This window comes from Aurantimonas marianensis (genome assembly GCF_024195285.1).
Lineage (GTDB): Bacteria > Pseudomonadota > Alphaproteobacteria > Rhizobiales > Rhizobiaceae > Aurantimonas > Aurantimonas marianensis.
The window spans coordinates 18,420-42,403 of sequence record NZ_JALHBS010000009.1 but is presented as its reverse complement, the minus strand read 5'-3'; the positions used below and the strand labels follow the sequence as shown (position 1 = coordinate 42,403).

Below are 23,984 nucleotides of genomic sequence, written 5' to 3'. Positions count from 1 at the left end.
TAATTTTGCACAATTTTTGTTCGTCTATAATGCTTGCGTGCTTATTAATCAGACATGCCGCCTCCTCACCCCCTCACGAATCATCCCCATCCCCGCTAGTCTGCCGCGATGAACGCGCGCATCCTTTCGATCCCGCCGGGCCGGCCCTTCCTGACCACGCTGGCCGAGGCGCTGCTTTCCGGCCGGCTGGTGCCGTCGTTCCGCCATGACGGCGATCCCCTGGGGCTGGCGGACGTCACCATCTACGTTCCCACCCGCCGCGCGGCGCGGGCGCTGGCGTCCGAATTCGCGACGATCGGCGCGCGGGGGTCAGCAGGAGACGCGGCGGGTTCGCCGGAGGGGATCAGCGCGGGGGCGCGGGTTGGGGCCGGCGGCAGCGCCATCCTGCCGGTCATCCGGCCGATCGGCGAGGGCGACGACACCGGACTGTTTTCGCCCGCCGGGCCGAGCCTGGAGCCGGCGATGGGGGCGCTGGAACGCCGGCTCCATCTCGCCCGCCTCGCCCGGCATTGGCGCGCCATGACCGACCGGGGCGCCTTTCAGGCGCTGATCGGCGAAGACGCGGTGCTGCCCGCCTCGGCCGCCGACGCGCTGTGGCTGGCGGGCGATCTCGGCGCGCTTCTCGACGAGGTCGAGACCGAGGGCCCCTCGCTCTCCCTACTGGCGACGCTCGCGCCCGACGCCCTCGCCGACTGGTGGCGGCTGACGCTGACCTTCCTGTCGATCGTCACCGAGGCCTGGCCGAAGGCGCTGGCCGCCACCGGCCAGGTCAGCGAGGCGGCGACGAAGAACGCCTGGCTTCGCGCCGAAGCCGAGCGGCTGCGCGGCGGCGGGGCGCGCGGCCCGGTGATTCTCGCCGGCTCCACCGCCACCGCGCCGGCAACGCTCGACCTGATGCACGCCATCGCGCATCTGCCGGATGGCGCGCTGGTGCTGCCCGGCCTCGACCGGCATCTGGAGCCGGAGACCTTCGCGGCGATCTCGCGCGCCGCCTCGGTCGCCGCGCCGGGCCATCCGCAATACGGGCTGAAGACTATCCTGACGCGCTTTTCGTTGGCGCCGGAGAGCGTCGATCATCTCGGGGACGGGCTCGATCCTTCGCTTGCGGCGCGCGAAGCCTTTCTCGCCGACGCGCTGCGCCCGGCCGAGACCACCGATGTGTGGAGCGGCGCGGCGGCACGGCACGGCCCCGAGGCGCTGGCCGGCCTCGCCTTGATCGAGGCGGACGATGCCCGCGAGGAGGCGCTGGCGCTCGCCGTCGCCATGCGCGACGCCCTCGCCGACCCGAAGGCGACGGCGGCGCTGATCACCCCCGACCGCAATCTTGCCCGCCGCGTTGTCGCCGAGCTGTCGCGCTTCGGCATCGCGGCGAATGATTCCGCCGGCAGCCCGCTCGCCGCGACGGCGCCCGGGACGCTGCTCGCGACGGCGATCTCCGTCGCGCTGTCGCCGGGCGATCCGATCGCCCTCGTCTCGCTGCTCAAGCATCCGCTCACCCGGCTCGGCCTCGGCGGCGGCGAGGCGCGGCGCGCGGCGCGGGCGATCGAGATGATCGCGCTGCGCGGCTCGGTCGGGGTGGCCGACGGGGCGCGACTCGGCGCGATCATGCGCGAGCGGCGGGCCGCGGTCGAGGAAGACAGCCATGTGGCGCGGCCGGTGAAAAATCTGCCCGAGGCGGAACGCGATCTGGCGCAGACGATGGCCGATCATCTGGAACGCGCGCTCGAACCGCTGACGGCGCTGCGCGGCGGCGAGGAGCGCGAGATCGCCGCCTATGCGGTGGCGCTGACCCGATGTCTGGAAGCGCTCGCCGCCGACGGGGACGGCGACGCCTCCGAGCTCTATGCGGAAGAGGCCGGCCGCGCGCTGACCGATTTCCTCGCCGATCTGGTGCAGGCGCCACAGACCGGCTTCGGCTTCGCGCCGGGCGAGTTCGGCGACGTCATGGCGGCGTTGATCGCCGGTCAGACGGTGCAACCGCGCGGCGGGCTTTCCGCCAGGGCCTTCGTCTGGGGCACGCTGGAAGCGCGGCTGCAGAGCGTCGACACGGCGCTGCTCGGCGGCCTCAACGAGGGCAACTGGCCGGCGGGGGCAAAAAGCGGCGCCTTCCTGTCGCGGCTGATGCGCCGAGAGATCGAATTGGACCCGCCAGAACGGCGCATCGGCCTCGCCGCCCATGATTTCTGGATGGCGTTGGGGGCGAAGCGCGTCGTCCTGTCGCGATCCCGGCGCTCCGGCGGCGCCCCGGCAATCGCCTCGCGCTGGCTGCAGCGCATCCTGACGCTCGCGGGAGACGAGGGCGCCGCGCGGCTGCGGGACGCGGGCGCGCCGTTCCTCGCCCATGCGCGCAAGCTCGACGTGGCGGCGCCGGTGCCGCGCGCGAGCCGTCCGGAGCCGAGGCCGCCGCTCGCCGACCGCCCGACGCGCTATTCGGTCACCGATGTCGAAACGCTGATCCGCGACCCTTACGCGATCCACGCGCGCAAGATCCTCAAACTGGAGCCGCTGCCCGATCTGATGCGCGACCCGCACGCGGCCGAGCGCGGCAGCCTTTATCACGAGATTCTCGCCCGCTTCGTCATCGACGGCAACGATCCCGAGGCCGAGGACGCGGTGGCGCGGCTGCTGGCGATCGCCCGCGTGCGCTTCGACGCCGAGGCGCTGCCGGCCGACATCGATGCGGTGTGGTGGCCGCGAATGCAGACGTTGGCGGAGAACTACATCGCCTGGGAGCGCGAGCGCGCCGACCGCGTCGTGTCCCGCCACGCGGAGGCCGGCGGGCGCTTCGACTTCACCGATCTGTCGACGCGGCTGACCGGTTTCGCCGACCGTATCGATCGCCTCACCGACGGCTCGATCGAGATTCTGGATTTCAAGACCGGAGCCAATCCGTCCGTGTCCCAGGCGCGCGCCCTGCTCGCCCCGCAATTGCCGCTGGAAGGCGCGATGGCCAAGCTCGGTGCCTTCGCGGACGCCGGAAAGGCATCGCGGATTTCCGATCTCGTCTATGTCCGCCTGCGCGAACGGGCGCTCAGCGAGGACCGGCTCGCCACCGATGGCGGGCGCAATGGCGAGCCGGTCGACCCGGACGCGCTTTCGGACGAGGCGCTGGCGAAGTTCCGCGCGTTGGTCGCCGCCTTCCGCGACGAGGCCAAGCCCTTCACGTCGCGGACGCGGCCGTTCCTCGCGGGCGACTTTTCCGGCTCCTACGACCATCTGGCGCGGGCGCAGGAATGGTCGATCGGGGCGGACGAGACCGGCGAGGGACCCGCATGAGCCAGTTTGTCGGCATTGCCGAGACCAGCCGGCTGCAGCAGATCGCTGCCGATCCGAGCCGCTCGGTCTTCGTGTCGGCCAATGCCGGTTCGGGCAAGACCCACGTTTTGACCGAGCGGGTGGTGCGGCTGTTGCTCGCAGGCGCGGAGCCGTCGAAGATCTTATGCCTCACCTACACCAAGGCGGCGGCCGCCGAGATGTCGACACGGGTGTTCGGCCGGCTGGCCAAGTGGGCGACGGCTGAGGACGCCGCGCTGCATGCGGAACTGGCCAAGCTCGACGGCACACCGCCGTCAGACGCCCGGCTTCGTGCTGCCCGCCGCTTGTTCGCAGAGGCCCTGGAGACGCCGGGTGGGCTGAAGATTCAAACCATTCACGCCTTTTGCGAATCGATCCTGCATCAGTTCCCGCTGGAAGCGAATGTTCCCGGCCATTTCGAGGTGCTCGACGATTCCGGCAGCGAGGCGCTGCTTGGCGAGGCCCGCCGTCGGCTGATTACCGGCGCCAGCCGGACCGAGGGCGACGCCGATGAGGCGCTCCCGCTCGCCGAGGCCTTCGCCACCGCTTTGTCGCTGGCCGGCGAATGGGGCCTCGATCAGCTGATCGGCGAGATCGTCCGCAAGCGCGACGCGATCCGCCGGCACATCGACGCGGCCGGCGGCCTCGACGGCGCCCTCGCCCTGTTGCGGTCGGGGCTCGGACTTGCGACGGACGAGGACGAAGCGGCGATCCTGGCCGACGCATGGCCGGCTCCGGGCTTCGACGAAACGTTTTGCCGCGAAGTCCTGACGGTCACCGAAACCAGTCCGAAAGCCACCGACAAGAAGCTGGTCGATCGGCTGAATGCGCTGCTCGATCCCGGCACCGATGCGGCGCGCTTCGAGGCACTGCGCACGCTTTGCCTCAAGAAGGACGGCGGGCCCTACAAGCCGGGAAGCGTCGCGACGAAATGGGTCACCGATTTCTTCGAGGATTTCGCCGACCGCCTTCAGCAGCTCGCGGACCATGTCCTCTCCATGGAAGACCGGCTCGCCTCGGTTCGGCTGTTCCGGGCGAGCGCGGCGGCGCTGGTTATCGCCGACGAATTCCAGCGCGACTACGCCATCCTCAAGCGCCGGCGCGGCAAGCTGGATTTCGAGGATCTGATCGTCCGGACCGCCGATCTCCTGACCCGTGCCGAGGCCTCGGCCTGGGTCCACTACAAGCTCGACCAGGGCATTGACCATGTGCTGATCGACGAGGCACAGGACACCAGCCCGCGCCAGTGGCAGGTGATGCGTCAGCTGGTCGACGAGTTCTTCGCCGGCGAAGGCAGCCGCGAGGTCGTGCGGACGGTCTTTGCCGTCGGCGACGAGAAGCAGTCGATCTATTCCTTCCAGGGTGCCTCGCCGCGCATGTTCGCCGAGGAGCAGCGGACGGTGGAAGCACGGGCGGTCGCGGCAACCGCGCGCTTCGAGACGGTGCGGCTGACCCAATCCTTCCGGACGGCGAGCGACGTGTTGACCGCCGTCGACAAGGTGTTCGCCGACGCGGACAATCGGCAGGGACTGTCTTCCGACGACCTTCCTCCGACGCACCAGACAGCGCGCGACGACGGACCGGGGCTGGTCGAGATCTGGCCGGTCTATCAGGCCGAAAAGCGCGAGGAGCCACGCGATTGGCTGAAGCCGGTCGACGAGGAGCCGGAAAATTCGCCGGCCAACCGGCTGGCGCGGCGGATCGCCGGGCAGATCGGCGAATGGCTCGGCGACCCGATCGTCCACAAGGGCAAGCGGCGGGCGCTGACGGCGGGCGACATCATCATTCTGGTGCGCAAGCGCTCCGGCTTCGTCGAGGCAATGGCGAAAGCCCTGCGGGATGGCGGCATTCCCGTCGCCGGGGCCGACCGGCTGGTGATCACCGACCATATCGCCGTCAAGGATCTGATGGCGCTCGGCCGCGCGGTGGTCAATTTCGATGACGATCTGTCGCTCGCCGAAGTGCTCAAGAGCCCGTTCTTCGAGTTTTCCGACGACGAATTGATGGCGCTCGCGCTGTCGCGGGAGCCGCGCGAGCCCTTGTCGCTCGGGCTGCGGCGCCTGTGCGGCGAGACCGGCACGGCGCGCCTGCCGGACCTCGTGCCGAAGGAAACGGCGGCCGCCTTCATGGCCAAGGCGCGAGCGGCGCTGGCGCAGCTGGAGGAATTGCGCGACCGCGCCGGCTTCGAGACGGTCTTTGCCTTCTATGCGCGCCTTCTCGGTCCCGAGGGCGGACGGGCGCGACTGACCGCGCGGCTCGGCGCCGACGCGGGCGAGGTCATCGACGCGTTTCTCGACCTCACGCTGGCCTCGGAGGAGGCGGGCGAAACCGGCCTCGACGCGTTTCTCGCGACCCTTGCCGCCGACCCGCCGCAGATCAAGCGCGAGATGGAGCAGGGCCGCGGCGAGGTCCGGATCATGACGACCCACGCCTCCAAGGGTCTGGAAGCGCCGGTAATCTTCCTGGTCGATCCGGGCTCGGCGCCGTTCTCGCACGCTCACGGGGCGCGGCTGATGGAATGGCCGGGCATGGCGGGGCTTTATCCCGGCCAAGCGCCGGGATTTTTATGGCGCGCCGCGAAGGAGCTCGAAAACGATGCGATCGCCACGCTGAAGGATGCGGAAAAGCTTCGCGCCGAGGAGGAATACCGGCGGCTCCTCTATGTCGGCATGACGCGGGCGGCGGACCGTCTCGTGGTTTGCGGCGTCGCCGGCGTGCGCGGTCCGAACGAGCACTCCTGGCTGCAGCGGGTCCAGGCGGCGCTTCGGGAGGAGTGCGAGGAAGTCATGGACGCCGAAGGCGCGGTCTCCGCCTGGCGTTTCGGCTCGCGCGGCGCCGGCGACAAGCTGACGGTCGCGAGCGCCGACCGGGAGGCAGCGCGGCGGCAGATCGACCTTGCACCGCTGCCGCCGGAAATCCTGCCGCCACGTCCGCTCTCGCCCTCCTCGGCCGGCGATGCGGCAGAGCTGGTTTCCGACGAACTGGCGGCCGGCGAAATGCCCGCCTTCGTCTCGCCGGTTCTGGGCGAGGGGGCCGGCCGTGCGGGGGAGCCGTCCTTGGCGATCCGTCGCGGCCTTATCGTCCACAAGCTCTTGCAGGTGCTGCCCGACATCGCGCCCGACCAACGCGAGGCCGCGGCCCGCCGCTATGTGATACTCGGCGCCCCCGAGATGAGCCCGCGCGATCACGATCAGCTGATCGGCTCGGCGCTTGGCGTGATGGCGGAGCCGGAATTCGCCCCGATCTTCGCGGCCGGCAGCCGGGCCGAAATCTCGGTCGCGGGCGACATCTCCCTCGGTGGCCGAACCTATCGCGTCAACGGCACCATCGACCGGCTGGCGGTGACGGACACCAAAGTCCTGATCGTCGACTACAAAACCAATCGCCCGCCGCCCCGGACTTTGGACGCCGTCGCGCCGGCCTATATCCTGCAGCTGGCGCTTTATCGCGAACTACTGAAACCGCTCTATCCGGCCCATGCGATCGAGGCCGCGCTCGTGTTCACCGAGGCGCCGCTGCTTATCGTGCTCGCGCCGAACCTCATGGACGCGGTCATCGCGCGGCGCAGCGCCGTCGCCACGACCGCGACTGACCGTCAAGAGGATGCACCGCCGGCTTGATTTGGCGGACCACCCCTTCTACCTGTGTCTCGAACAAGGATTTTGGGAGCCGCCTGATGGCCACGACGAAGATCGACACCAACAATTTCAAGACCGACGTTCTGGAGAGCGACAAGCCCGTCGTCGTCGACTTCTGGGCGGAGTGGTGCGGCCCCTGCAAGATGATCGCGCCGAGCCTCGAGGAAATCTCCAACGAGATGGACAATGTCCGGATCGCCAAGGTCAATATCGACGAGAACCCGGACATCGCGGCGCAGTTCGGTGTCCGCTCGATCCCGACCCTGATGCTGTTCAAGAACGGCGAACCGGCCTCCGTGCAGGTCGGCGCCCAGTCGAAGTCGAAGCTCGTCGACTGGATCAAGGCCTCCGCCTGAGCGCCCCGAGCCTCGCGCGTTTCACGTGAATCAGCAAAAAGCCCGGGCGGATCGTCCGGGCTTTTTGATTCACATGAAACAATCCGACCGAGTCCGCGGCGGCGTCAGGCTTTTGCGTATTCCGCTTCGCTGACATGCTCCAGCCAGTCGACGGCGACGCCATCCTTCGCCTCCTGCATGGCGATGTGGGTCATTATCGTTTCCGGCCCGGCGCCATGCCAGTGCTTCTCGCCGGGCGGAATCCAGATCACGTCGCCCGCGCCGATCGTCTGGATCGGTTCGCCGAATGTTTGGAACCGGCCCGTTCCCGCGGTGACATAAAGGGTCTGCCCCAGCGGGTGGGTGTGCCACGCCGTGCGCGCGCCCGGTTCGAACATCACCACGACCGCCCGCAGACGCGCCGGCTCCGGTGCCTCGATGATCGGGTCCTGCCAGACCGTGCCGGTAAAATAGCTGGCCGGCACCCGCCGGGTCGGGACAGTCCCGCGACGCTTGATCTCCATTGCCTTCTCCCTGCCTTTTCCACGATCGACCGAGCCGCCGCGTCATCCGGGGCGACCATGCTTCCAGGGCGGTGCCCGTGGGGCGCCGACAGGTCGCAGTCCCTCAGCGCGGCGCCAGACCGCTCTGCGCCAGCACGTCCCCGACCAGATAGAGCGAGCCGCAGATCAGGAAGCGCGGCGCTCGATCGCTGTCCCATGCCGAGGAAACCAAGCGGATGGCTTCCTCCACGGACGCGCAGGGTTCGGCATCGAGCCCTGCCTCGATCGCCGCCTCGGCCAGCTCGTTCGGGTCGATGCCCGCGTGGGATGCCTCGACCGGAACCGTGAACACATGCCTGGCGATCCCCGCGAAGGACGCGAAAAAGCCCATCGGGTCCTTGGTGTTGATCATTCCGGCAATGAGGAACAACGGCCGTGAAACCCGTTCCTCCATGTCGGCAAGGGTCTCGGCGATCGCCGCCCCCGCGCCGGGATTGTGGCCGCCGTCGAGCCACAGTTCGGAGCCGGGAAAGGCGGCGCGATAGAGCGGACCCGAGCCGATCTGCTGCATGCGGCCCGGCCATTCCACATTCGCCAGGCCCTTCTCGATGGCCTGATCGCAGGGTCCGAAGCCGGCATGACGGAGCGTCGCGATCGCCGTCGCGGCGTTGATCAGCTGATGACGGCCCGGCAGCCGCGGCATCGGCAGGTCGAGAAGCCCCGTATCGTCCTGATAGACCAGCCGGCCATGCTCCTCATAGGCAAAGAAGTCCTGGCCGTAGACCAGCAGCGGCGCGTTGGCCCGGTCGGCCATGGCGGTGAGCACGTCCAGCGCCACCGTCTCGCTCTGCTGGCCGACGATGACCGGCACGCCCGGCTTGATGATGCCGCCTTTTTCCGCCGCGATCAGCTCCACCCGATCGCCGAGATAGGACTGGTGGTCGAGCGAGATCGAGGTGATCACGGTCGCGGCGGGCTTTTCAAGGACATTGGTCGCATCGAAACGTCCGCCGAGGCCGACCTCGATCAGCGCCACATCGGCCGGCTGCTCGGAAAACAGCAGGAAGGTGACGGCCGTCAGAATCTCGAAGACGGTGATCATTTTCCCGCCATTGGCGGCGGCCGCCCTCATCACGGCATCGGCCAGCAACCGATCGTCGACCAGTGCGCCAGGCCGGCCGGAGCGGCCGATCCGATAGCGCTCATGCCAGTTGACCAGATGCGGGGAGGTGTGGACGTGGGCCGCCCGGCTGTCGGCTTCCAGTATCGCCCGGCAAAAGGCCGTGACCGAGCCCTTGCCGTTCGTGCCCGCAATGTGGATCTGCGGCGGCAGACGGTGTTGCGGGTCGCCGAGATCGGCGAGCAGCCGGCTAATCCGGTCGAGCGACAGGTCAAACCCCTTCGGATGCTTCAGCATCAGGGATTCGATCTCTGTGGTGGCCAGCGAGGTCGTTGTCATGGACGAGAATTACGCGAGAGCATGAGCGGATGCAAAACCGATTCAGGCCGCCGGCTGCGGCTCGGACGGCGTGATCGCGGTCGCGGGCGCCGGTTCAGGCTCATCCTCGGTGCGGGCGGCTATATCCACGGGCGTCTTGGTCAACAGCTTGGTCAAATTCGCGATCGTCGCCTTCAGCTCGTGCCGGTGGACGACCATGTCGACCATGCCGTGGGCCATGAGATATTCGGCGCGTTGGAACCCTTCGGGCAGCTTTTCGCGGATCGTCTGCTCGATGACCCGGGCGCCGGCAAAGCCGATCACCGCGCCCGGCTCGGCGATATGGACGTCGCCCAGCATCGCATAGGAGGCCGACACGCCGCCGGCCGTCGGGTTGGTGAGGACGACGATATAGGGAAGCCCGGCCTCCTTCAGCATCTCCACCGCGACGGTGGTGCGCGGCAACTGCATCAGCGACAGGATGCCCTCCTGCATCCGGGCGCCACCGGACGCGGCGAAAAGCACGAGCGGCCGGTTTTCGGCAATGGCGGTCTCGAAGCCCTTGATGATCGCCTCGCCCGCCGCCATCCCCAGCGAGCCGCCCATGAAGGCGAAATCCTGGACAATCGCCATGATCGGCAAGCCGTCGATCGAACCGCGCGCCGCGATCACGGCGTCATCCATCTCGGCCTTCGCCTTGTACTCCTTGAGGCGATCCACATAGCGCTTGGAGTCGCGGAATTTCAGCGGATCGACCGCCACTTTCGGCAGTTCGATCGTCTCGTAGGCGCCGTCGTCGAAAAACGCCTTCAGCCTGTCCCGGCCGCGAATCCGCATGTGGAAGTCGGAGGATGGGATCACCCATTGATTGGCCTCCAGATCCTTGTGGAAGACCATCTCGCCGGTCTCCGGACACTTGATCCAAAGGTTTTCCGGCACCTCGCGATTGGCGAGGAGGCTGGAGATCTTGGGGCGGACGTAGTTGGTGATCCAGTTCACGGCGCGGCTGTTCCGATTGACAAGGGTTGTTTGCAGATGGTCGCGCGGTCAGGCATCCGCAAGACGGGCGGCGCGAACGCCGCCAGCGAGATCGCGCACCAGATCGGTGACCGCCGTCACCGTGCCGGCTCCCGGACGGCCGTCGGTCAGCGACGCTTCTATGGCGTTGATCAGCGCCGAACCGACGACGACGCCGTCGGCCGCACGGCCGATCTCGCGCGCCTGTTCGGCGCTGCGCACGCCAAAGCCGACGCAGACCGGCAGGTTCGTGTGGCCCTTGATGCGTCCGACCGCGGCGGCGACCTTGCCCGCGTCGGGCGCGGCCGAGCCGGTGATGCCGGTGATCGACACGTAATAGACGAAGCCGGAGGTGTTCTTCAGAACCGCCGGCAGGCGCTTGTCGTCGGTCGTCGGCGTCGCGAGGCGAATGAAGTTGAGCCCCTTGTCCAGGGCCGGCAGGCAAAGTTCGTCGTCCATTTCGGGCGGCAGATCGACGACGATCAGACCATCGACCCCGGCGGCCAGCGCATCCCGGACGAAGCGCTCGACGCCGTAGACGTAGATCGGATTGAAATAGCCCATCAGGATCAGCGGCGTCGTCGTGTCGCTTTCGCGAAAAGCGCCGACCATCGCCAGGGTCTTCTTGAGGCTTGCGCCGGCCTCCAGGGCGCGCAAGCCCGCCTTCTGGATAGCCGGACCATCGGCCATTGGATCGGAAAACGGCATGCCGAGCTCGATGATATCCGCACCGGCACCAGGCAGCGCTCTGACAATATCGAGCGCCGTGTCGTGGTCCGGATCGCCCGCCATGACGAAGGTGACAAGGGCGGGACGGTTCTCTTCGGACAGCGCCCGGAACCGGTCTTCAATGCGTGTGGTCATGTCAGGCTTTCGTCACTTCGGCGATCCACTCGGCGGTCGCCGCATCCACATGGTCGACGGCAAAACCGACGATCGCGGGCGTCTCGTACGGATGATGTTTGCGGATCGCCTCGCAGCAGGTATCGAACAAATCGGCACGGGTCTTGATCGTCAACGGCCATTCGTCGTGCCGCTCCTTCTTGCCCTGCCACAAATAGCGGCTGTCCACCTCCTTGCCGATATGGCAACAGGCAGCATAGCGGCCGTCGAGCAGCCCATGGGACAGTTCGCGCGCACCCTCGAGCGTCGGGCAGGTCACGTGGATTTCGACGATGTCGGTCATGGCACCCTCGGCTGGTCCATAGAGGATGCGGCCGGCTGTTGGACGAAAGCTTCAATGCGGGATTGGAAAGCGATCAAGCCAGTGATTATGGCAAGGGCCAAGATCACGACAGAAACGATGAAGCCTTTTCCTGGCAGATGCGACACTCGCTCCTCAAGTTTGGCGAGCCGGTCGCGTACGTCCCGCATATCGGTGCGCAACTCCGTAACGTCGCGTTCGATATGAGCAACACCGGCTTCGAGTTTGGCTACGCGTGGCTCCATGCCATCACCTCCCGAACCACCATCGCTGCCTCCACGATTAAAATGTGCTTCAACACGCTTTAGGAGCACCTTGGCATCGTCACGCGTATCGTTATCAGCAAAGACCTGCCTGATTTTCTGGGGTACATCACTCATCAGACCTGGTCCCCGCTAATTCTTCGACGAAATAGTCGAAGGCGGCTGTCGATTGCTCCGCAGACGCAATCAACTGTTCGATTTCTTTCGGAGAAATTTCTCCAAGTGCCATCGCCCCAAGAGCCGTAATCGTACGCTGCTGAAATGCTGCATTGGCGCTGAGATAGGCTAATAAGCCTATGATTTGGTTGGATTTAAGTGATATTTCGTCTTGATTTTCTAGGGCAGCCAACGCCTCGCGATGACGTTGCAGCCGCGTCGGTTCCTCATTCACACTACAGCTCCACGCCCAGATGCTTGGCCGCCGTGAACACGTCCTTGTCGCCGCGACCGCACAGATTCATCAGGATGATCTGGTCCTTGCCCATTTTCGGCGCGCGCTTGATGACTTCCGCCAGCGCATGGGCCGGCTCCAACGCCGGGATGATGCCCTCGACGCGGGTCAGCATCTGGAAGGCGTCCAGCGCCTCGGTGTCCATGATCGGGACATATTCGACCCGGCCGGAATCCTTCAGCCAGGAATGCTCCGGCCCGATGCCCGGATAGTCGAGGCCTGCCGAGATCGAGTGACCCTCCTTGATCTGGCCGTCCTCGTTCTGCAAGAGATAGGTGCGGTTGCCGTGCAGGACGCCGGGCGAGCCCGCCGTCAGCGAGGCGCAATGCTCCTCGCCGTCGAGCCCCTTGCCGCCCGCCTCGACGCCGACCATCGCCACGTCCTTGTCGTCGAGGAAGGGGTGGAACAGGCCGATGGCGTTGGAGCCGCCGCCGACGGCGGCGACCAGCAGGTCCGGCAGCCGGCCCTCGGCCGCCATCATCTGTTCCTTCGCCTCCCGGCCGATCACGCTCTGGAATTCTCTGACGAGTTCGGGATAGGGATGCGGGCCGGCGGCGGTGCCGATCAGGTAATAGGTGGAATCGACATTGGTCACCCAGTCGCGCAGTGCCTCGTTCATGGCGTCCTTGAGCGTGCCGTGGCCGGAGGTGACGGGAACCACTTCCGCTCCCAGCAGCTTCATGCGGAATACGTTGGGCGACTGCCGCTCGACATCGGTCGCGCCCATGTAGACGACGCAGGGAAAGCCGAAGCGGGCGCAGACCGTCGCCGTCGCGACGCCGTGCTGGCCGGCCCCGGTCTCGGCGATGATCCGCGTCTTGCCCATCTTCTTGGCGAGCAGGATCTGGCCGAGGCAGTTGTTGATCTTGTGCGAGCCGGTGTGGTTCAGCTCGTCGCGCTTGAAATAGATCTTGGCGCCACCGAGCTTTTCGGTCAGCCGCTCGGCGAAATACAGCGGCGACGGCCGGCCGGTATAATGGGTGTTGAGATTGTCGAGCTCGGCCTTGAACGCCGGATCAGCTTTCGCCGCCTTCCAGGCGTCCTCCAGATCGAGGATCAGCGGCATCAGCGTCTCGGCGACGAAACGCCCGCCGAAATGACCGAAGCGGCCGTCCTCGTCGGGACCGGCGCGAAACGAATTCGGGGTCAGCGGCTGGTTCACGAGGCACGGGCCTTTCTCGCCGGCTCCTCCATACGGAGACGATCCAGCGCGTCGAAGAATGAATGAATGCGACCGACATCCTTGACGCCGGGCGCGCTCTCGACACCGGACGACACGTCGATGCCCGACGGCCGCGCGCTGCGGATGGCATCAACGACATTGTCGGCGTCGATGCCACCGGAAAGCATGTAGGGCGGAGCCGGGTCAAGGCCGGCAAGAATCCGCCAGTCAAAAGCGACGCCGTTGCCGCCGGGAAGGTTGGAGCCCTTCGGCCGCCTGGAATCCAGCAGCAGACGGTCGGCGACATTTAGATAATCCGCGATCGCGGCAAGGTCGGCGGCCTCGGCGATGGGCAGCGCCTTCATGATCTTCAGACCGGTGGACGCCTTGATCGCGGCGACCCGCTCCGGGCTCTCCTTGCCGTGCAATTGCAGCCAGTCCGGACGTATCTCGGTCGCGAAACGCGTCACCAGATCATCGTCCGGATCGACGGTGACGATGACCGTCTCGGCGCGCCCCGCCACGGAGCCGACGTGGTCCGCCATCGCGGCGACGTCGAGATGGCGCGGGCTCTTGGCGAAATGCACGAAGCCGACATGGCTGGCGCCACGCGCCAACGCCGCCGCAAGCGTCTCGGGCGTCGACAGGCCGCAGATCTTGACGTCGAGTTTCATGCCATTTCCAAGTGATTGACGGTCTCTCGATCCCGCTTTGTGATCGTATCGATATCTGAAGCTCCGGTCACGAATGCAAGCGAAAGGAATGACAATGAAGGATTTGCGCGGATTTCGAGAGCGCCTGGAGCCGCTGTTATCCGAAAAGAATTCGAGACCCTTCGTATGCAAGGGATCGCCGCTGGCGTGCCGATCATTTGTCGTAGGCCTCAATGCTGCGACCGAATTGCCGCATGATTTCTTTTCATACTGGTCCGATGAGGACGGCTTTCTCTACAAGGAATTCTCAGAGGATTACGACAAGACCCGGAAGAGAGGTGGCAACCGTCCACGGATCGAGAGGATTTCAGCAGGGCTGGGTTCATGCCTTGAAACCAATCTGTATGCGATGCCGACGAGGAAAGCCGCCCTCCTCAAGGCGAAAGATCGCAAAGCGCCTTTGATCGAATTTTTATTTGACGAAATTCATCCGGCTTTGATTTTCGTGCATAGTGGTGAGCCGATTAAATTCTTCGAGCGGATGACCGGTTTGCGTGCCGGACCAGATCCGGCCAGGGCGAAATGGCTCGACCATGAATTCATCTTGGTCGGCCGATCAGGTCCTTTGTACACCTTGGGTTTGACGGATGCGGATCAGTTGGGAGATCGCCTTTCGAGCTTGATCTGACATGAGGCGCCTCACCCAAACTCAATCGCATGCAGCCCAGCGCCGTGTCGCTTCAGCCAGGTCTTGCCGTGGTCCATGCCGGGGCAAAGCTCGCGGCAGTGCGCCCAGAAGGCGGGTCCGTGGTTCATCTGACGGAAATGCGCCACCTCATGGGCGACGAGATAGTCCAGCACCGCCGGCGGGGCCATGACGATCCGCCAGGAAAAGGCCAGCCGCCGGTCGATGGTGCAGGAGCCCCAGCGGCTTTTCGTGTCCTTCAGCGCCATGGCCCGTGGACGCAGACCCACCGTAGCCGCGTGGCGGTCGACGCAAGCTTGCAGATCATGCCGCGCCTCACGCTTCAGCGCCTCGACGACGCGGCGGGAAAAATGCTCGGGCTCGCCGCCGACGAAGAGATGCGTCTCTCCGTCGACCGTCTCGAACCGGCTGGCGCGGCGCTCGGAAGCCTGGACCAGCCGCAATTGGCCGCCCCGAAACGGGATCAAGGCGCCGTCGGCCGCGACGATCCGGTCGGGCGCCCGCGCGACGCGCTCCTCGACCCAGCCGCGATGCCGCTCGAGAAATTCCGCAATCGCCCGCGCCGGCACCTTTTGCGGCGCCGTGACGACGATTCCGGTTCCGCCAGGGGCCAGCCGCAGGATCAGCCGCCTGGCGCGCGGATTGCGCCGCACGGTGACCGGGACCGGGCCGGCGGCAAGGTCCAGACGCTCGGGAATTGCGGGCGTATTCGCGTTCCGCCGGGAAAAGAAAAGCGACATCGGCAAGACGAACCGTTCCTCGAAGCAGCCCATCGCCGCGATTCGATCCCCACCCTATAACGGAGGCCGCCGGAACGCGACAAAAAGACGGCGGCGTCCCGAAGGACACCGCCGTTGCATCATGCGCTATGCCTGACCGGTCATAGGTCAGGCGGGCTGACCGTCGATGGTCTGGCCCGACGCGCGGTTCTGGCGGTCAGCCATGAAGCGGTCGAACTCCTGCTGGTCCTTGGCCCGGCGCAACTCGCGGGCATAGGATTCGAACTCGGCCGCCGCCTCGTTCAGCCGGCGCCGCTCCTGGTCGAGGCGGGACAGCTCCTTTTCGCGCCACTCGTCGAAGGCGACGTTGCCCGTACGGGTCTCGGCAAAGGGATTGGCCACGCCGGTGCGCTTCAATCCGCCGAAGAAACGGTCGGTCGAGCGGTTGACGTCCCGCCGGAAGCTCTCCAAACGATCACCCCAGAGAATGTAGGCGAGCATCGCCAGGCCGAGGGGCCAGTAAATCATGAAACCGACCACCATCAATGCTATGGTCGCGGGCGTCCAGGCCGGACGGATCAAGGCTTGCGAAGTCATCGCTGACGCTTCCTTTCGAGAATGGCCGCGATGCTCAAGCATCGCGGGGGCTTCGACAATTCGACACGGTAGTATTCAGATGGTGAGGATGGTTCGCCCGTTCAATTGCCTGCAAGCGAAAATCGGCATCGAGCGCGGCGCTCTCGGGCGCGAGGAGGCCCCGCCGGCGATGTCTTCCGAGCATCCAGGCCCCTGGACGGCGGGCGTTCCGGCGTTTGCACCGGCTGCGCAAAGCGCCCGGTCTTGAGCGTCCTTGCGGCCTGTTTCGGTCTGTTCTGGGGCGCTTTCCTGGCCGCGACCATCCTGCCCGGCGCGTCCGAGCTCCTGCTCATCGGGCTGATCGCGGAAGGCATCGCCGACCCATGGCTGCTGGTGCTTGTGGCGGGCACCGGCAACACGCTTGGCTCGGTGGTGAACTGGCTCTGCGGCCGGTTCCTGCTGCGCTTTCAAGACCGGCGCTGGTTTCCGGTCAGGCCGAAGCAACTTGAAGCGTCGACCCGCTTCTTCCATCGCTACGGCATCTGGACTCTGTTGTTCGCCTGGTCGCCGCTCGGCGGCGACGCGCTGACCGTGATCGCCGGCGTCTTGAGGGTCCCGCTCCTACCGTTCACGATCCTCGTCGCCGTCGGCAAATTCGCGCGCTATGTCGTCGTCGCGGGCGCGACGCTCGCCTGGCCGGGGCTTTGATCGCGGCCGGCGAGCGCATCGCACACACTATGCTGGCACAGTCCCACCCGGAAGGGCATTCTTCGCCTCATGGACCTGACGATACCCATCGACGCCTATTGCGAGCGGATCGGCACGGGCTTTTGGGCCGAACCGCTCAACGCATCCTCGAATATCGCCTTCCTCGCCGCGGCGGCACTGGGTCTGTGGTATTGGCGGCGCGCGCCAACCCGAGATCAGCCGAGCCTCTTTCTGATCGGGCTCGTTGCCATCGTGGGAACCGGCTCGTTCCTGTTCCACACCTTCGCGAACCGCTGGTCGATTCTCGCCGACGTCATTCCGATCGCGATCTTCATCTATGCCTATTTCGGCCTCGCACTCCGCCGCTTCGTGGGGATATCCAGGAGGGCGGCGTTCGCCGGCACGCTCGGCTTCCTCGCCGTCTCCCTGACGGCCGAGCCGCTGCTCGCCCCGCGTCTTGGATCATCGGCCGGTTACGTCCCGGCGCTTTTCGCGCTGTATGCCATCGGCGCCTATCTCGTCGCGCGGGCCCATCCGCAGGGCTGGCTGGTGTTCGCCGCCGGCGCGGTCTTCACCGTGTCGCTGGCGTTGCGCATGGCCGACCTGCCGCTCTGCCCACAATGGCCGCGCGGCACCCATGTCTTCTGGCACATTCTGAACGCCGCGACGCTGGGGCTTCTGCTCGTGGCGGCGGTGCGCGGCGCGCCGCCCGAGCCACGCTGATGGATGGGCGCCCGCCCGCCGCCAATGAAAGGCCTTGTTAAGCCGAGCGCCTTGAAACCTGGCGCGCGCAAAAAAATGGCCGGACGCCTCCCCCGAAGCACCCGGCCGTGGCGGTCCCCCGCCTTGCAAAACCGTCTCGCCGCGATCGTGCGGCTTGGTCAGGCGCCGGCGTAACCCGCCGCCATCCGCTCCTTGCCCTGCCTCACCACAACCCGGGCATCCATGGGGACGCGCTCATAGAGATCGAGAATGTCCTGATTCATCAGACGGATACAGCCAGACGACGCGGCTGTGCCGATCGTCCACCATTCCGGCGTACCGTGCAGACGGAACAACGTGTCCTTGCCGCCCTGATAGAGGTAGAGCGCGCGGGCTCCCAGCGGGTTGCTCAGGCCCGGGTCCATGCCTTCGCGATAAGGCTCGAGCTCCGGTTTGCGGTCGATCATCTCGGCCGGCGGAAACCATTTCGGCCAGGAGCGCTTGGCGCGAATGTTCGCTTCACCCGACCAGGAAAAGCCGGCACGCCCGACACCGATGCCGTAGCGCATCGCCATGCCGTCGGCCTCGACGACATAGAGGAACCGGTTCGGCGTATCGACCACGACCGTTCCCGGCTCGTATTTGCGGCCTTCCTCGAAGGACACCCGCTGACGCAGGTATTGCGGATCGATCTTGTCGGTCGGAATGGCGGGCAGGGCAAAGCCCTCGTCGACCACGGCCCCATAACCCAGCTTCGTCGTCGCGCCGGCGCTGCCGTCCATTGGCAGGGAATCGGGCGCCGTGTAGGCGGCAACCTGCGTAGTGCCAGACGGCGTCAGCGACGCGCGCTCGGATGTCGCGCACCCCGCCATCGTCGCGACCGACAGCAGAGCAGCGCCTGCGAGGATAATCTGTCTCATCTTCATAACGAATGCCAAGTTGGGTGCGATGGATGAAGCGGCCGCTCTGCGGACCGCGCGGGTCTGATTGCCGACCATCTGAAGCCGTCACTTCGATAAGCCGCACAATATGTTGAAGCAATGACCCTTTGTGGCACACGGATGGTTAATAAGCGCTTTGTTGCGGCCGGGTGACAGTTGACGGAGCCGGTGGACGCGACATCTCCTTCCCGTCGAGATGATCGAAGCCACCAACGAGGACGTCTCATGAATATCGGGGAAGCATCCCGGTTGTCGGGTCTGCCGCCGAAGACGGTCCGCTATTATGAGGAAGTAGGGCTGATAAAGCCGGCCCGGGCATCCAACGGCTATCGCTGCTACCGCGACCGGGACGTGCACATGCTGCGTTTCCTGCAGCGCTCGCGCTCGCTCGGCTTTACCATAGACGAAGCGCGGCGGTTGTTGTCGCTCTACGAGGATTCCAACCGCAAGAGCGAGGATGTCAAACGCCTCGCCAGTTCGCGGATTGCGGAGATCGACCGCAAGATCGCGGAACTGAAGTCGCTGAAGCGCGCGCTCGCGGACCTCTCCGAGCAATGCCATGGCGGTCATGCACCGGACTGTCCCATCCTCGACGAGATCGCGGGAAAGATCCGGGAGGAGGCGTAGATTCTCGCCCTTGCGCGTGGAATGCCGGTGACGTGCGCCGGCTCGGCGTCTGTTTCTGGTTTGTTTCCGTTTTTCGCTTGCCGGCCAGCGTCCGTCCGGACTATCGATGACGAATGCCGCTCGTCTCTCCCTTCCCCGTCGATCCGCTTGTCGACGGACGCCAGTCGGAGCGCGCCCTGCTGGTGCGCCGCGGCGTGCAGCGGCTGATGACCGCGCGGCGGGTGGCGCTGCTTCCCGAAATGCCGCTGGCCTCCGGTCGGCGAGCCGACCTGATTTGCCTTTCGGAGAAGGGCGAATTTTCGATCGTGGAGATCAAGACCTCAATCGAGGATTTTCGCGTCGACAAAAAATGGCCGGACTATCGGCAGCATTGCGACCGGCTGTATTTCGCCACCCACCCGGGCGTGCCCGCCGAGATTTTCCCGCCGACCTGCGGGCTCATCGTGTCGGACGGCTATGCGGCTGAAATCCTGCGGGACGCACCGGAAGAAAAGCTGGCGGCCGCAACCCGCAAGGCCCTGATGCTGCGCTTTGCGCGATTGTCCGCCGATCGCCTGCTGCAGGCGGAATGGGCGGCCAACCCCTTCATGACCAGTCCTCAGACCGAACTTTGACCGGACCGGCGAGCGGCGCGTCAGCGCGGCGCGCGCTTGGCGAGGATGCGCTGCAATGTCCGCCGGTGCATGGACAGCCGCCGGGCCGTCTCCGAGACGTTGCGGTCGCATAGCTCGAAGACCCGTTGAATGTGCTCCCAGCGCACGCGATCGGCCGACATCGGATTTTCCGGGGGCTCGGCGCGCGCCTCGCCATCGCATGCAAGCGCGGCCACGATGTCCTCGACTTCCGCGGGCTTGGTCAGATAGTCGACAGCGCCGAGCTTCACGGCGCTCACCGCCGTCGCGATGTTGCCATAGCCGGTCAGAACAATCGCGCGCACGTCCTGGCGCGCCTGCCGCAGGGCCGCAATGAGGTCGAGCCCGCTGCCATCGCCGAGCCGGAGATCGACCACCGCGCAAGCCGGCGGGTCCAATCGTAGCCGCTCCAGCCCGTCCGCCAGGCCGTCGGCGGTCACGACATCGAAACCGCGTTGTTCGAGCTCCCGGCTCATGCGCAAGAGAAACGTTCTGTCATCGTCGACGAGAAGCAGCGACTGGGTCCCATCCCGGGTCCGGCAGCCATGCGGGGCGACATCTCCCCCTTCTCTCGGCATCGCGCTTTCCTTCGTTTCTCGTGTCATGGCGTCGGGTCGTCTTCGCTACGAATTCAAAAATGCGCTCGGCTCCGCGCGCGCGGGAAGCTTCCGCGGGCCGCCCCGCATGATACCGTACGCGTCCGGTCGCAAAGCGGATCACCCGACCGATGGAACTTCGTGACCTGTCGCCCGCTTAGCCTTCATCCCATCGACGAAGGAATCGACCCATGACACTCGCCAATCTCAACGACATCTATCTCGACCAGCTTCAGGACGTTCACAGCGCGGACTCGCAGGCGGCGAAGGTGACGCGCGAGCTCGCCGACGCCGCGCATGACGACGACCTCAAGAAGGCGCTCCAGGCAGGCGTCCACGGCATCGAGGACGGTCTGAAGACGCTGACGGACATCATCGCGGCGCATGGCGCCAAGCCGGGCAAGGAATTCTGCAAGGGGATGGAAGGTCTGGTGAAAGAAGCTCGCGCCCACGGAATCGAGGAGGACATCACCGACCCCGACGCGCGAGACGCGATGATCATCAGCCAGTATCAACGCATGGCGCACTACGCGATCGCCGGCTATGGCTGCCTCGCCGCCTTCGCCAAGCGCCTCGACCTGCGAGATGACGCCGACAAGCTCCAGAAATGCCTCGACGCGACCTATCATGGCGACCGCACGATGACGAAGCTCGCCGAGGGCGGCATCAACAAGGCGGCCATGAGCTAAGCGGCCGGGCTATTTTCGCGGCTTGGCCCGCGCCGTCGGGGCGGCGCCGGCGGGGTCCTCAGGCCAGACGTGCTTGGGATAGCGGCCGCGCAAGTCCGCCCGCACATCTGCCCAGGACCCGGACCAGAAGCCCGGCAGATCGCGGGTGATCTGGATCGGCCGGTGGGCCGGTGACAGCAGCTCGATGGTCAGAAGCAGCCGTCCGTCGGCGATTGCCGGATGGCGCGTCAGACCGAACAGTTCCTGTACCCGGATCGCGAGAACCGGCTGGTCTTCGTCGTAGCGGATCGGCACGCGCGAGCCGGTCGGCGCCTCGAAATGCGACGGTGCGAGCTCATCCAGCCGGCCGCGCAATTCGTCCGGGATCAACCCACGCAGCGCCTCCGACAGTGCGCCGGGGGTGATTTGCGCCAGGCTCGTCACCCCCGGAAGATACGGCAGCAGCCAGTCGTCGAGACCGGCGAGCAGCGCCGCGTCGGACAGATCCGGCCAGGGCGGGCCATAGGCCTTGGCCAGAAACCGCAAGCGCCGCAACAGCCGCTCGCCCTCCTTGCCCAAGGGCAGCGCCGCAAGGCCGAGGCGGCGAATGCCCTCGGCAAGTGCCCGGCCGGTCGCTTCGCCGGACGGCGCGGGCAGCGGCGCCTCCGACAGCGTCGCGCGGCCCAGACGCCGGATGTTGCGCGCCCGCACCGCGCGCGCCGTTCCATCGAAGGCAACGACCAATTCGCTGACGGCCCGTTCGGCGGCGATCCGCTCCATCGCCGCCTCGCTGAGCGCGGTGGCCGACAGGATACGGCCGGCGCGCGCCTGGCCCTGCAAGTCGGCGACGACCAGGAATTTTTCGCGGGCCAGCGCTGTCGTCTCGTCGAGGACGCCGCCGCGCCCACTGGTGAGGACGAAATGACCGCGGGCACCACGGGCGACCGCGATCCGGTCGGGATAGGCGAGCGCCAGCAGCGCCCCCGCTTCGTCCGGCGCGTCCTCGCCGGAAGCGGATGCGGCCTCGCGCGCCGTCGCGGCGATCCGCCGTGCCAGGCCGTGCGCCGCCTTGGCGCGCGGGCCGCGATCGGCGCGAAACCGGCGCAGGCGCTCGGAAAGATCGGTATCGGTGCCGCCGAGGCCGCGTTCGGTGAGGAGAAGGGCGAGCATCGCCGCCTCGAGCCGGGCCCCGTCACCGGCCGAAACGACCATCCGGGCCAGCCGCGGCGGCAAGGCGAGAGCCCGCATCGCCTTGCCCGTCGCCGTGAGCCGGCCGGTTTCGTCGAGCGCCCCGAGGTCCGCAAGCAGTGCCCTCGCCTCGGCAATGGCGGGCGCCGGTGGAGGATCGAGGAAGATGAGATCCGACGGCTCTGCGACGCCCCAGGCCGCGCAGTCGAGAACGAGACCGGACAGGTCGGTCGCGAGAATCTCCGGCCGGTCGAAGGCGTCCAGCGCGGCCGTCTGCTCGGCGCGCCACAGCCGGATCGCGGTTCCGGGCGCGGTGCGTCCGGCGCGGCCCGCCCGCTGGTCGGCCGAAGCGCGCGACACGCGCACCGTCTCCAGGCGCGACAGGCCGGTGGCCGGCTCGAACACCGGCTGCCGCCTCAGTCCTGAATCGATGACGACAGAGACCCCGTCGATGGTCAGCGACGTCTCGGCGATAGCGGTGGCGAGGACGATCTTGCGGGTGCCGACGGGCGCCGGGCGAACGGCACGATCCTGCGCCGCGCCATCCATGGCGCCGAACAGCGGCGCGACAACGACATTTTCGGGGACGATGGTACCCAGCCGCTCGGCGACCCGCTCGATCTCGCGCTGGCCCGGCAGGAAGACCAGAAGGCTGCCCGCCTCCTCGGCCAGCGCCGCCCGCGCGGCGGCGACGACCGCGTCCTCCACCGGCTCGGTGCCGGGCCGGTCGCGGTAGCGGACCGTCACGGGAAAGGCACGCCCGGCGCTCTCGATCACCGGGGCGTCGCCAAGCAGCGCGGCGACGCGGGCGCCGTCGAGGGTCGCCGACATGACCAGAATCCGCAGATCCTCGCGCAGCGCCGAGGCGACGTCCAGCGCCAGCGCCAGGCCGAAATCGCCATCCAGCGAGCGCTCGTGGAATTCGTCGAAGAGAACGGCCGCGACGCCCTTGAGCTCGGGGTCCGACAGGACCATGCGGGTGAAGACACCTTCGGTGACGATCTCGATCCGGGTCTTCGCCGAGACCCTGGTGTCGAGCCGCATGCGCCAGCCGACGGTCTCGCCCACCGCTTCGCCGATGATCTCAGCCATCCGCCGCGCCGCGGCGCGGGCGGCGAGCCGGCGCGGCTCGACGAGGAGTATCTTGCCACTGGCCATGAAGGCTTCGCCCAAGCGGTGCAGCGGCACCAGCGTCGTCTTGCCAGCGCCGGGCGGGGCGACGAGCACGGCGCGGCCAGCGTCGGTCAGGGCGGCGGCGACGTCGGAAAGGACCGCCGAGACCGGCAGTTCGGGAAGCGCTAGCCGCGTCACGGCTCCCCCGCCGCCGGCAGTTCCACCATTGGCCCGCCCGCCGCTTCTGCGTCCTCGCGGTCATGGGTAACCAGCAACGCGGGTATGTCGCGCTCCGCGACGAGGCCGAAGACAAGGCGCCGGATCGTTTCGCGCAATTCGGCATCGAGACCCGAGAAGGGCTCGTCGAGAAGCAGCGCCTTCGGTTCGGCCAGGAGCGTGCGCGCCAGCGCGACGCGGGCGGCTTGACCGCCGGACAGGGTCGCGGGATCGCGGGCGAAATGGTCTCCAAGGCCGACCTTGTCCAGCATCGTCTCCGCCGCCCGACGGCGGGCATGGCGGCCCTTGATGGCGGATGGCAGGGCGAACAGAAGGTTCTCGCCGACCGACATGTGGGGAAGCAGCAAAGCGTCCTGGAAGAGCAGGCCGATGCGACGGCGCTCCGGCGGCAGCCCGGTCAGGTCGCGGCCATCCAGCTCGACGCGTCCGCTTGCCTGGAAGGCCGGATCGAGAAAGCCGGCGATCAGCGCGAAGAGCGTCGATTTGCCGGACCCGGACGGCCCCATGACACTCAACGTCTCTCCGGGTGCGATGCGTGTGTTCAGCGCCAGCAGCCGGCGCTCGCCGAGCCGGATCTCTACGTCGTCGAGCCGAAGTCCCCTGTCATCCATCA

The 23,984-nt window shown here is 66.9% G+C and carries 24 protein-coding genes; 9 read left to right on the top strand and 15 right to left on the bottom strand.

Annotation, left to right across the window (positions count from 1 at the left end):
* Positions 1-108: 108 nt before the first annotated feature.
* Genes addB through trxA form a run of 3 tightly spaced genes read left to right on the top strand, consistent with a single transcriptional unit; the run spans position 109 to position 7,288 of the window.
* Positions 109-3,276, top strand: coding sequence for a double-strand break repair protein AddB (gene addB / locus MJ956_RS01830; RefSeq protein WP_253962775.1), 3,168 nt, complete (start codon positions 109-111; stop codon positions 3,274-3,276).
* Entirely contained in the window at positions 3,273-6,914 is a 3,642-nt protein-coding gene (gene addA / locus MJ956_RS01825; protein WP_253962774.1) for a double-strand break repair helicase AddA, read from the top strand. Before addB ends, addA begins: the two co-directional genes overlap by 4 nt.
* A gap of 56 nt (positions 6,915-6,970) precedes the next feature.
* Entirely contained in the window at positions 6,971-7,288 is a 318-nt protein-coding gene (gene trxA, locus MJ956_RS01820) for a thioredoxin (protein WP_253962773.1), read from the top strand.
* A gap of 104 nt (positions 7,289-7,392) precedes the next feature.
* On the opposite strand, the gene MJ956_RS01815 is transcribed toward trxA, so the two are convergent.
* The 9 genes from MJ956_RS01815 to MJ956_RS01775 form a co-directional block, all read right to left on the bottom strand.
* On the bottom strand, positions 7,393-7,791 hold the full coding sequence (locus tag MJ956_RS01815) for a (R)-mandelonitrile lyase (RefSeq protein ID WP_253962772.1): 399 nt from the start codon (positions 7,789-7,791) through the stop codon (positions 7,393-7,395).
* 103 nt (positions 7,792-7,894) lie between these two features.
* The gene (locus MJ956_RS01810) at positions 7,895-9,229 is read right to left on the bottom strand and encodes a bifunctional folylpolyglutamate synthase/dihydrofolate synthase (RefSeq protein ID WP_253962771.1); all 1,335 of its coding nucleotides are present in this window, start codon (positions 9,227-9,229) and stop codon (positions 7,895-7,897) included.
* Positions 9,230-9,271: 42 nt separating this feature from the next.
* On the bottom strand, positions 9,272-10,207 hold the full coding sequence (gene accD / locus MJ956_RS01805) for an acetyl-CoA carboxylase, carboxyltransferase subunit beta (protein WP_253962770.1): 936 nt from the start codon (positions 10,205-10,207) through the stop codon (positions 9,272-9,274).
* 48 nt (positions 10,208-10,255) lie between these two features.
* Positions 10,256-11,089 (bottom strand): tryptophan synthase subunit alpha, encoded by an 834-nt coding sequence (gene trpA / locus MJ956_RS01800; RefSeq protein WP_253962769.1) that lies wholly within the window; start codon positions 11,087-11,089, stop codon positions 10,256-10,258.
* A 1-nt stretch (position 11,090) separates the two neighbouring features.
* A complete protein-coding gene (gene cutA / locus MJ956_RS01795) occupies positions 11,091-11,411 on the bottom strand; it encodes a divalent-cation tolerance protein CutA (protein WP_253962768.1) in 321 nt (106 codons plus the stop codon).
* The gene (locus MJ956_RS01790; protein WP_253962767.1) at positions 11,408-11,809 is read right to left on the bottom strand and encodes a hypothetical protein; all 402 of its coding nucleotides are present in this window, start codon (positions 11,807-11,809) and stop codon (positions 11,408-11,410) included. Before MJ956_RS01790 ends, cutA begins: the two co-directional genes overlap by 4 nt.
* Entirely contained in the window at positions 11,802-12,083 is a 282-nt protein-coding gene (locus MJ956_RS01785; protein ID WP_253962766.1) for a hypothetical protein, read from the bottom strand. Before MJ956_RS01785 ends, MJ956_RS01790 begins: the two co-directional genes overlap by 8 nt.
* A gap of 1 nt (position 12,084) precedes the next feature.
* The gene (gene trpB, locus MJ956_RS01780; protein WP_253962765.1) at positions 12,085-13,305 is read right to left on the bottom strand and encodes a tryptophan synthase subunit beta; all 1,221 of its coding nucleotides are present in this window, start codon (positions 13,303-13,305) and stop codon (positions 12,085-12,087) included.
* Positions 13,302-13,979, bottom strand: a complete 678-nt coding sequence (locus tag MJ956_RS01775) for a phosphoribosylanthranilate isomerase (protein WP_253962764.1) — start codon at positions 13,977-13,979, stop codon at positions 13,302-13,304. The genes trpB and MJ956_RS01775 overlap by 4 nt, the downstream gene beginning before the upstream one ends.
* 94 nt (positions 13,980-14,073) lie before the next feature.
* On the opposite strand from MJ956_RS01775, the gene MJ956_RS01770 reads away from it, so the two are divergent.
* Positions 14,074-14,646, top strand: a complete 573-nt coding sequence (locus tag MJ956_RS01770) for a hypothetical protein (RefSeq protein ID WP_253962763.1) — start codon at positions 14,074-14,076, stop codon at positions 14,644-14,646.
* 11 nt (positions 14,647-14,657) lie between these two features.
* Here the strand turns inward: MJ956_RS01770 and MJ956_RS01765 are convergent, their stop codons facing one another.
* Positions 14,658-15,404: a M48 family metallopeptidase gene (locus MJ956_RS01765; RefSeq protein ID WP_253962822.1), complete on the bottom strand. Its 747-nt coding sequence runs from the start codon at positions 15,402-15,404 to the stop codon at positions 14,658-14,660.
* A gap of 147 nt (positions 15,405-15,551) precedes the next feature.
* A complete protein-coding gene (locus MJ956_RS01760; RefSeq protein WP_253962762.1) occupies positions 15,552-15,980 on the bottom strand; it encodes a DUF2852 domain-containing protein in 429 nt (142 codons plus the stop codon).
* Between the two features lie 243 nt (positions 15,981-16,223).
* Here MJ956_RS01760 and MJ956_RS01755 point away from each other — a divergent pair, with 243 nt between their 5' ends.
* A complete protein-coding gene (locus MJ956_RS01755; protein WP_253962761.1) occupies positions 16,224-16,667 on the top strand; it encodes a YqaA family protein in 444 nt (147 codons plus the stop codon).
* Between the two features lie 69 nt (positions 16,668-16,736).
* Positions 16,737-17,390: a ceramidase domain-containing protein gene (locus tag MJ956_RS01750; RefSeq protein ID WP_253962760.1), complete on the top strand. Its 654-nt coding sequence runs from the start codon at positions 16,737-16,739 to the stop codon at positions 17,388-17,390.
* A gap of 158 nt (positions 17,391-17,548) precedes the next feature.
* Here MJ956_RS01750 and MJ956_RS01745 read toward each other — a convergent pair whose 3' ends face one another.
* Entirely contained in the window at positions 17,549-18,295 is a 747-nt protein-coding gene (locus tag MJ956_RS01745; RefSeq protein WP_423724777.1) for a L,D-transpeptidase, read from the bottom strand.
* A gap of 240 nt (positions 18,296-18,535) precedes the next feature.
* On the opposite strand from MJ956_RS01745, the gene cueR reads away from it, so the two are divergent.
* The gene (cueR, locus tag MJ956_RS01740) at positions 18,536-18,937 is read left to right on the top strand and encodes a Cu(I)-responsive transcriptional regulator (RefSeq protein WP_253962759.1); all 402 of its coding nucleotides are present in this window, start codon (positions 18,536-18,538) and stop codon (positions 18,935-18,937) included.
* Positions 18,938-19,050: 113 nt separating this feature from the next.
* Entirely contained in the window at positions 19,051-19,551 is a 501-nt protein-coding gene (locus tag MJ956_RS01735; RefSeq protein ID WP_253962758.1) for an MmcB family DNA repair protein, read from the top strand.
* Between the two features lie 20 nt (positions 19,552-19,571).
* Here MJ956_RS01735 and MJ956_RS01730 read toward each other — a convergent pair whose 3' ends face one another.
* Positions 19,572-20,147, bottom strand: a complete 576-nt coding sequence (locus MJ956_RS01730) for an ActR/PrrA/RegA family redox response regulator transcription factor (protein ID WP_253962757.1) — start codon at positions 20,145-20,147, stop codon at positions 19,572-19,574.
* A 209-nt stretch (positions 20,148-20,356) separates the two neighbouring features.
* Here MJ956_RS01730 and MJ956_RS01725 point away from each other — a divergent pair, with 209 nt between their 5' ends.
* Positions 20,357-20,854 (top strand): YciE/YciF ferroxidase family protein, encoded by a 498-nt coding sequence (locus MJ956_RS01725; protein WP_253962756.1) that lies wholly within the window; start codon positions 20,357-20,359, stop codon positions 20,852-20,854.
* 9 nt (positions 20,855-20,863) lie between these two features.
* Here the strand turns inward: MJ956_RS01725 and hrpB are convergent, their stop codons facing one another.
* Both hrpB and MJ956_RS01715 read right to left on the bottom strand, forming a co-directional pair.
* Positions 20,864-23,332 (bottom strand): ATP-dependent helicase HrpB, encoded by a 2,469-nt coding sequence (gene hrpB / locus MJ956_RS01720; protein ID WP_253962755.1) that lies wholly within the window; start codon positions 23,330-23,332, stop codon positions 20,864-20,866.
* Positions 23,329-23,982, bottom strand: coding sequence for an ATP-binding cassette domain-containing protein (locus MJ956_RS01715; RefSeq protein WP_408628678.1), 654 nt, complete (start codon positions 23,980-23,982; stop codon positions 23,329-23,331). The genes hrpB and MJ956_RS01715 overlap by 4 nt, the downstream gene beginning before the upstream one ends.
* Positions 23,983-23,984: the final 2 nt, after the last annotated feature.

Coding starts and splice junctions, on each gene's coding strand:
- addB (WP_253962775.1), top strand. CDS start 109: ATGAACGCGCGCATCCTTTCGATCCCGCCGGGCCGGCCCTTCCTGACC.
- addA (WP_253962774.1), top strand. CDS start 3,273: ATGAGCCAGTTTGTCGGCATTGCCGAGACCAGCCGGCTGCAGCAGATC.
- trxA (WP_253962773.1), top strand. CDS start 6,971: ATGGCCACGACGAAGATCGACACCAACAATTTCAAGACCGACGTTCTG.
- MJ956_RS01815 (WP_253962772.1), bottom strand. CDS start 7,791: ATGGAGATCAAGCGTCGCGGGACTGTCCCGACCCGGCGGGTGCCGGCC.
- MJ956_RS01810 (WP_253962771.1), bottom strand. CDS start 9,229: ATGACAACGACCTCGCTGGCCACCACAGAGATCGAATCCCTGATGCTG.
- trpA (WP_253962769.1), bottom strand. CDS start 11,089: ATGACCACACGCATTGAAGACCGGTTCCGGGCGCTGTCCGAAGAGAAC.
- cutA (WP_253962768.1), bottom strand. CDS start 11,411: ATGACCGACATCGTCGAAATCCACGTGACCTGCCCGACGCTCGAGGGT.
- MJ956_RS01790 (WP_253962767.1), bottom strand. CDS start 11,809: ATGAGTGATGTACCCCAGAAAATCAGGCAGGTCTTTGCTGATAACGAT.
- MJ956_RS01775 (WP_253962764.1), bottom strand. CDS start 13,979: ATGAAACTCGACGTCAAGATCTGCGGCCTGTCGACGCCCGAGACGCTT.
- MJ956_RS01770 (WP_253962763.1), top strand. CDS start 14,074: ATGAAGGATTTGCGCGGATTTCGAGAGCGCCTGGAGCCGCTGTTATCC.
- MJ956_RS01765 (WP_253962822.1), bottom strand. CDS start 15,404: ATGTCGCTTTTCTTTTCCCGGCGGAACGCGAATACGCCCGCAATTCCC.
- MJ956_RS01760 (WP_253962762.1), bottom strand. CDS start 15,980: ATGACTTCGCAAGCCTTGATCCGTCCGGCCTGGACGCCCGCGACCATA.
- MJ956_RS01750 (WP_253962760.1), top strand. CDS start 16,737: ATGGACCTGACGATACCCATCGACGCCTATTGCGAGCGGATCGGCACG.
- MJ956_RS01745 (WP_423724777.1), bottom strand. CDS start 18,295: ATGAAGATGAGACAGATTATCCTCGCAGGCGCTGCTCTGCTGTCGGTC.
- cueR (WP_253962759.1), top strand. CDS start 18,536: ATGAATATCGGGGAAGCATCCCGGTTGTCGGGTCTGCCGCCGAAGACG.
- MJ956_RS01735 (WP_253962758.1), top strand. CDS start 19,051: ATGCCGCTCGTCTCTCCCTTCCCCGTCGATCCGCTTGTCGACGGACGC.
- MJ956_RS01730 (WP_253962757.1), bottom strand. CDS start 20,147: ATGCCGAGAGAAGGGGGAGATGTCGCCCCGCATGGCTGCCGGACCCGG.
- MJ956_RS01725 (WP_253962756.1), top strand. CDS start 20,357: ATGACACTCGCCAATCTCAACGACATCTATCTCGACCAGCTTCAGGAC.
- MJ956_RS01715 (WP_408628678.1), bottom strand. CDS start 23,982: ATGGATGACAGGGGACTTCGGCTCGACGACGTAGAGATCCGGCTCGGC.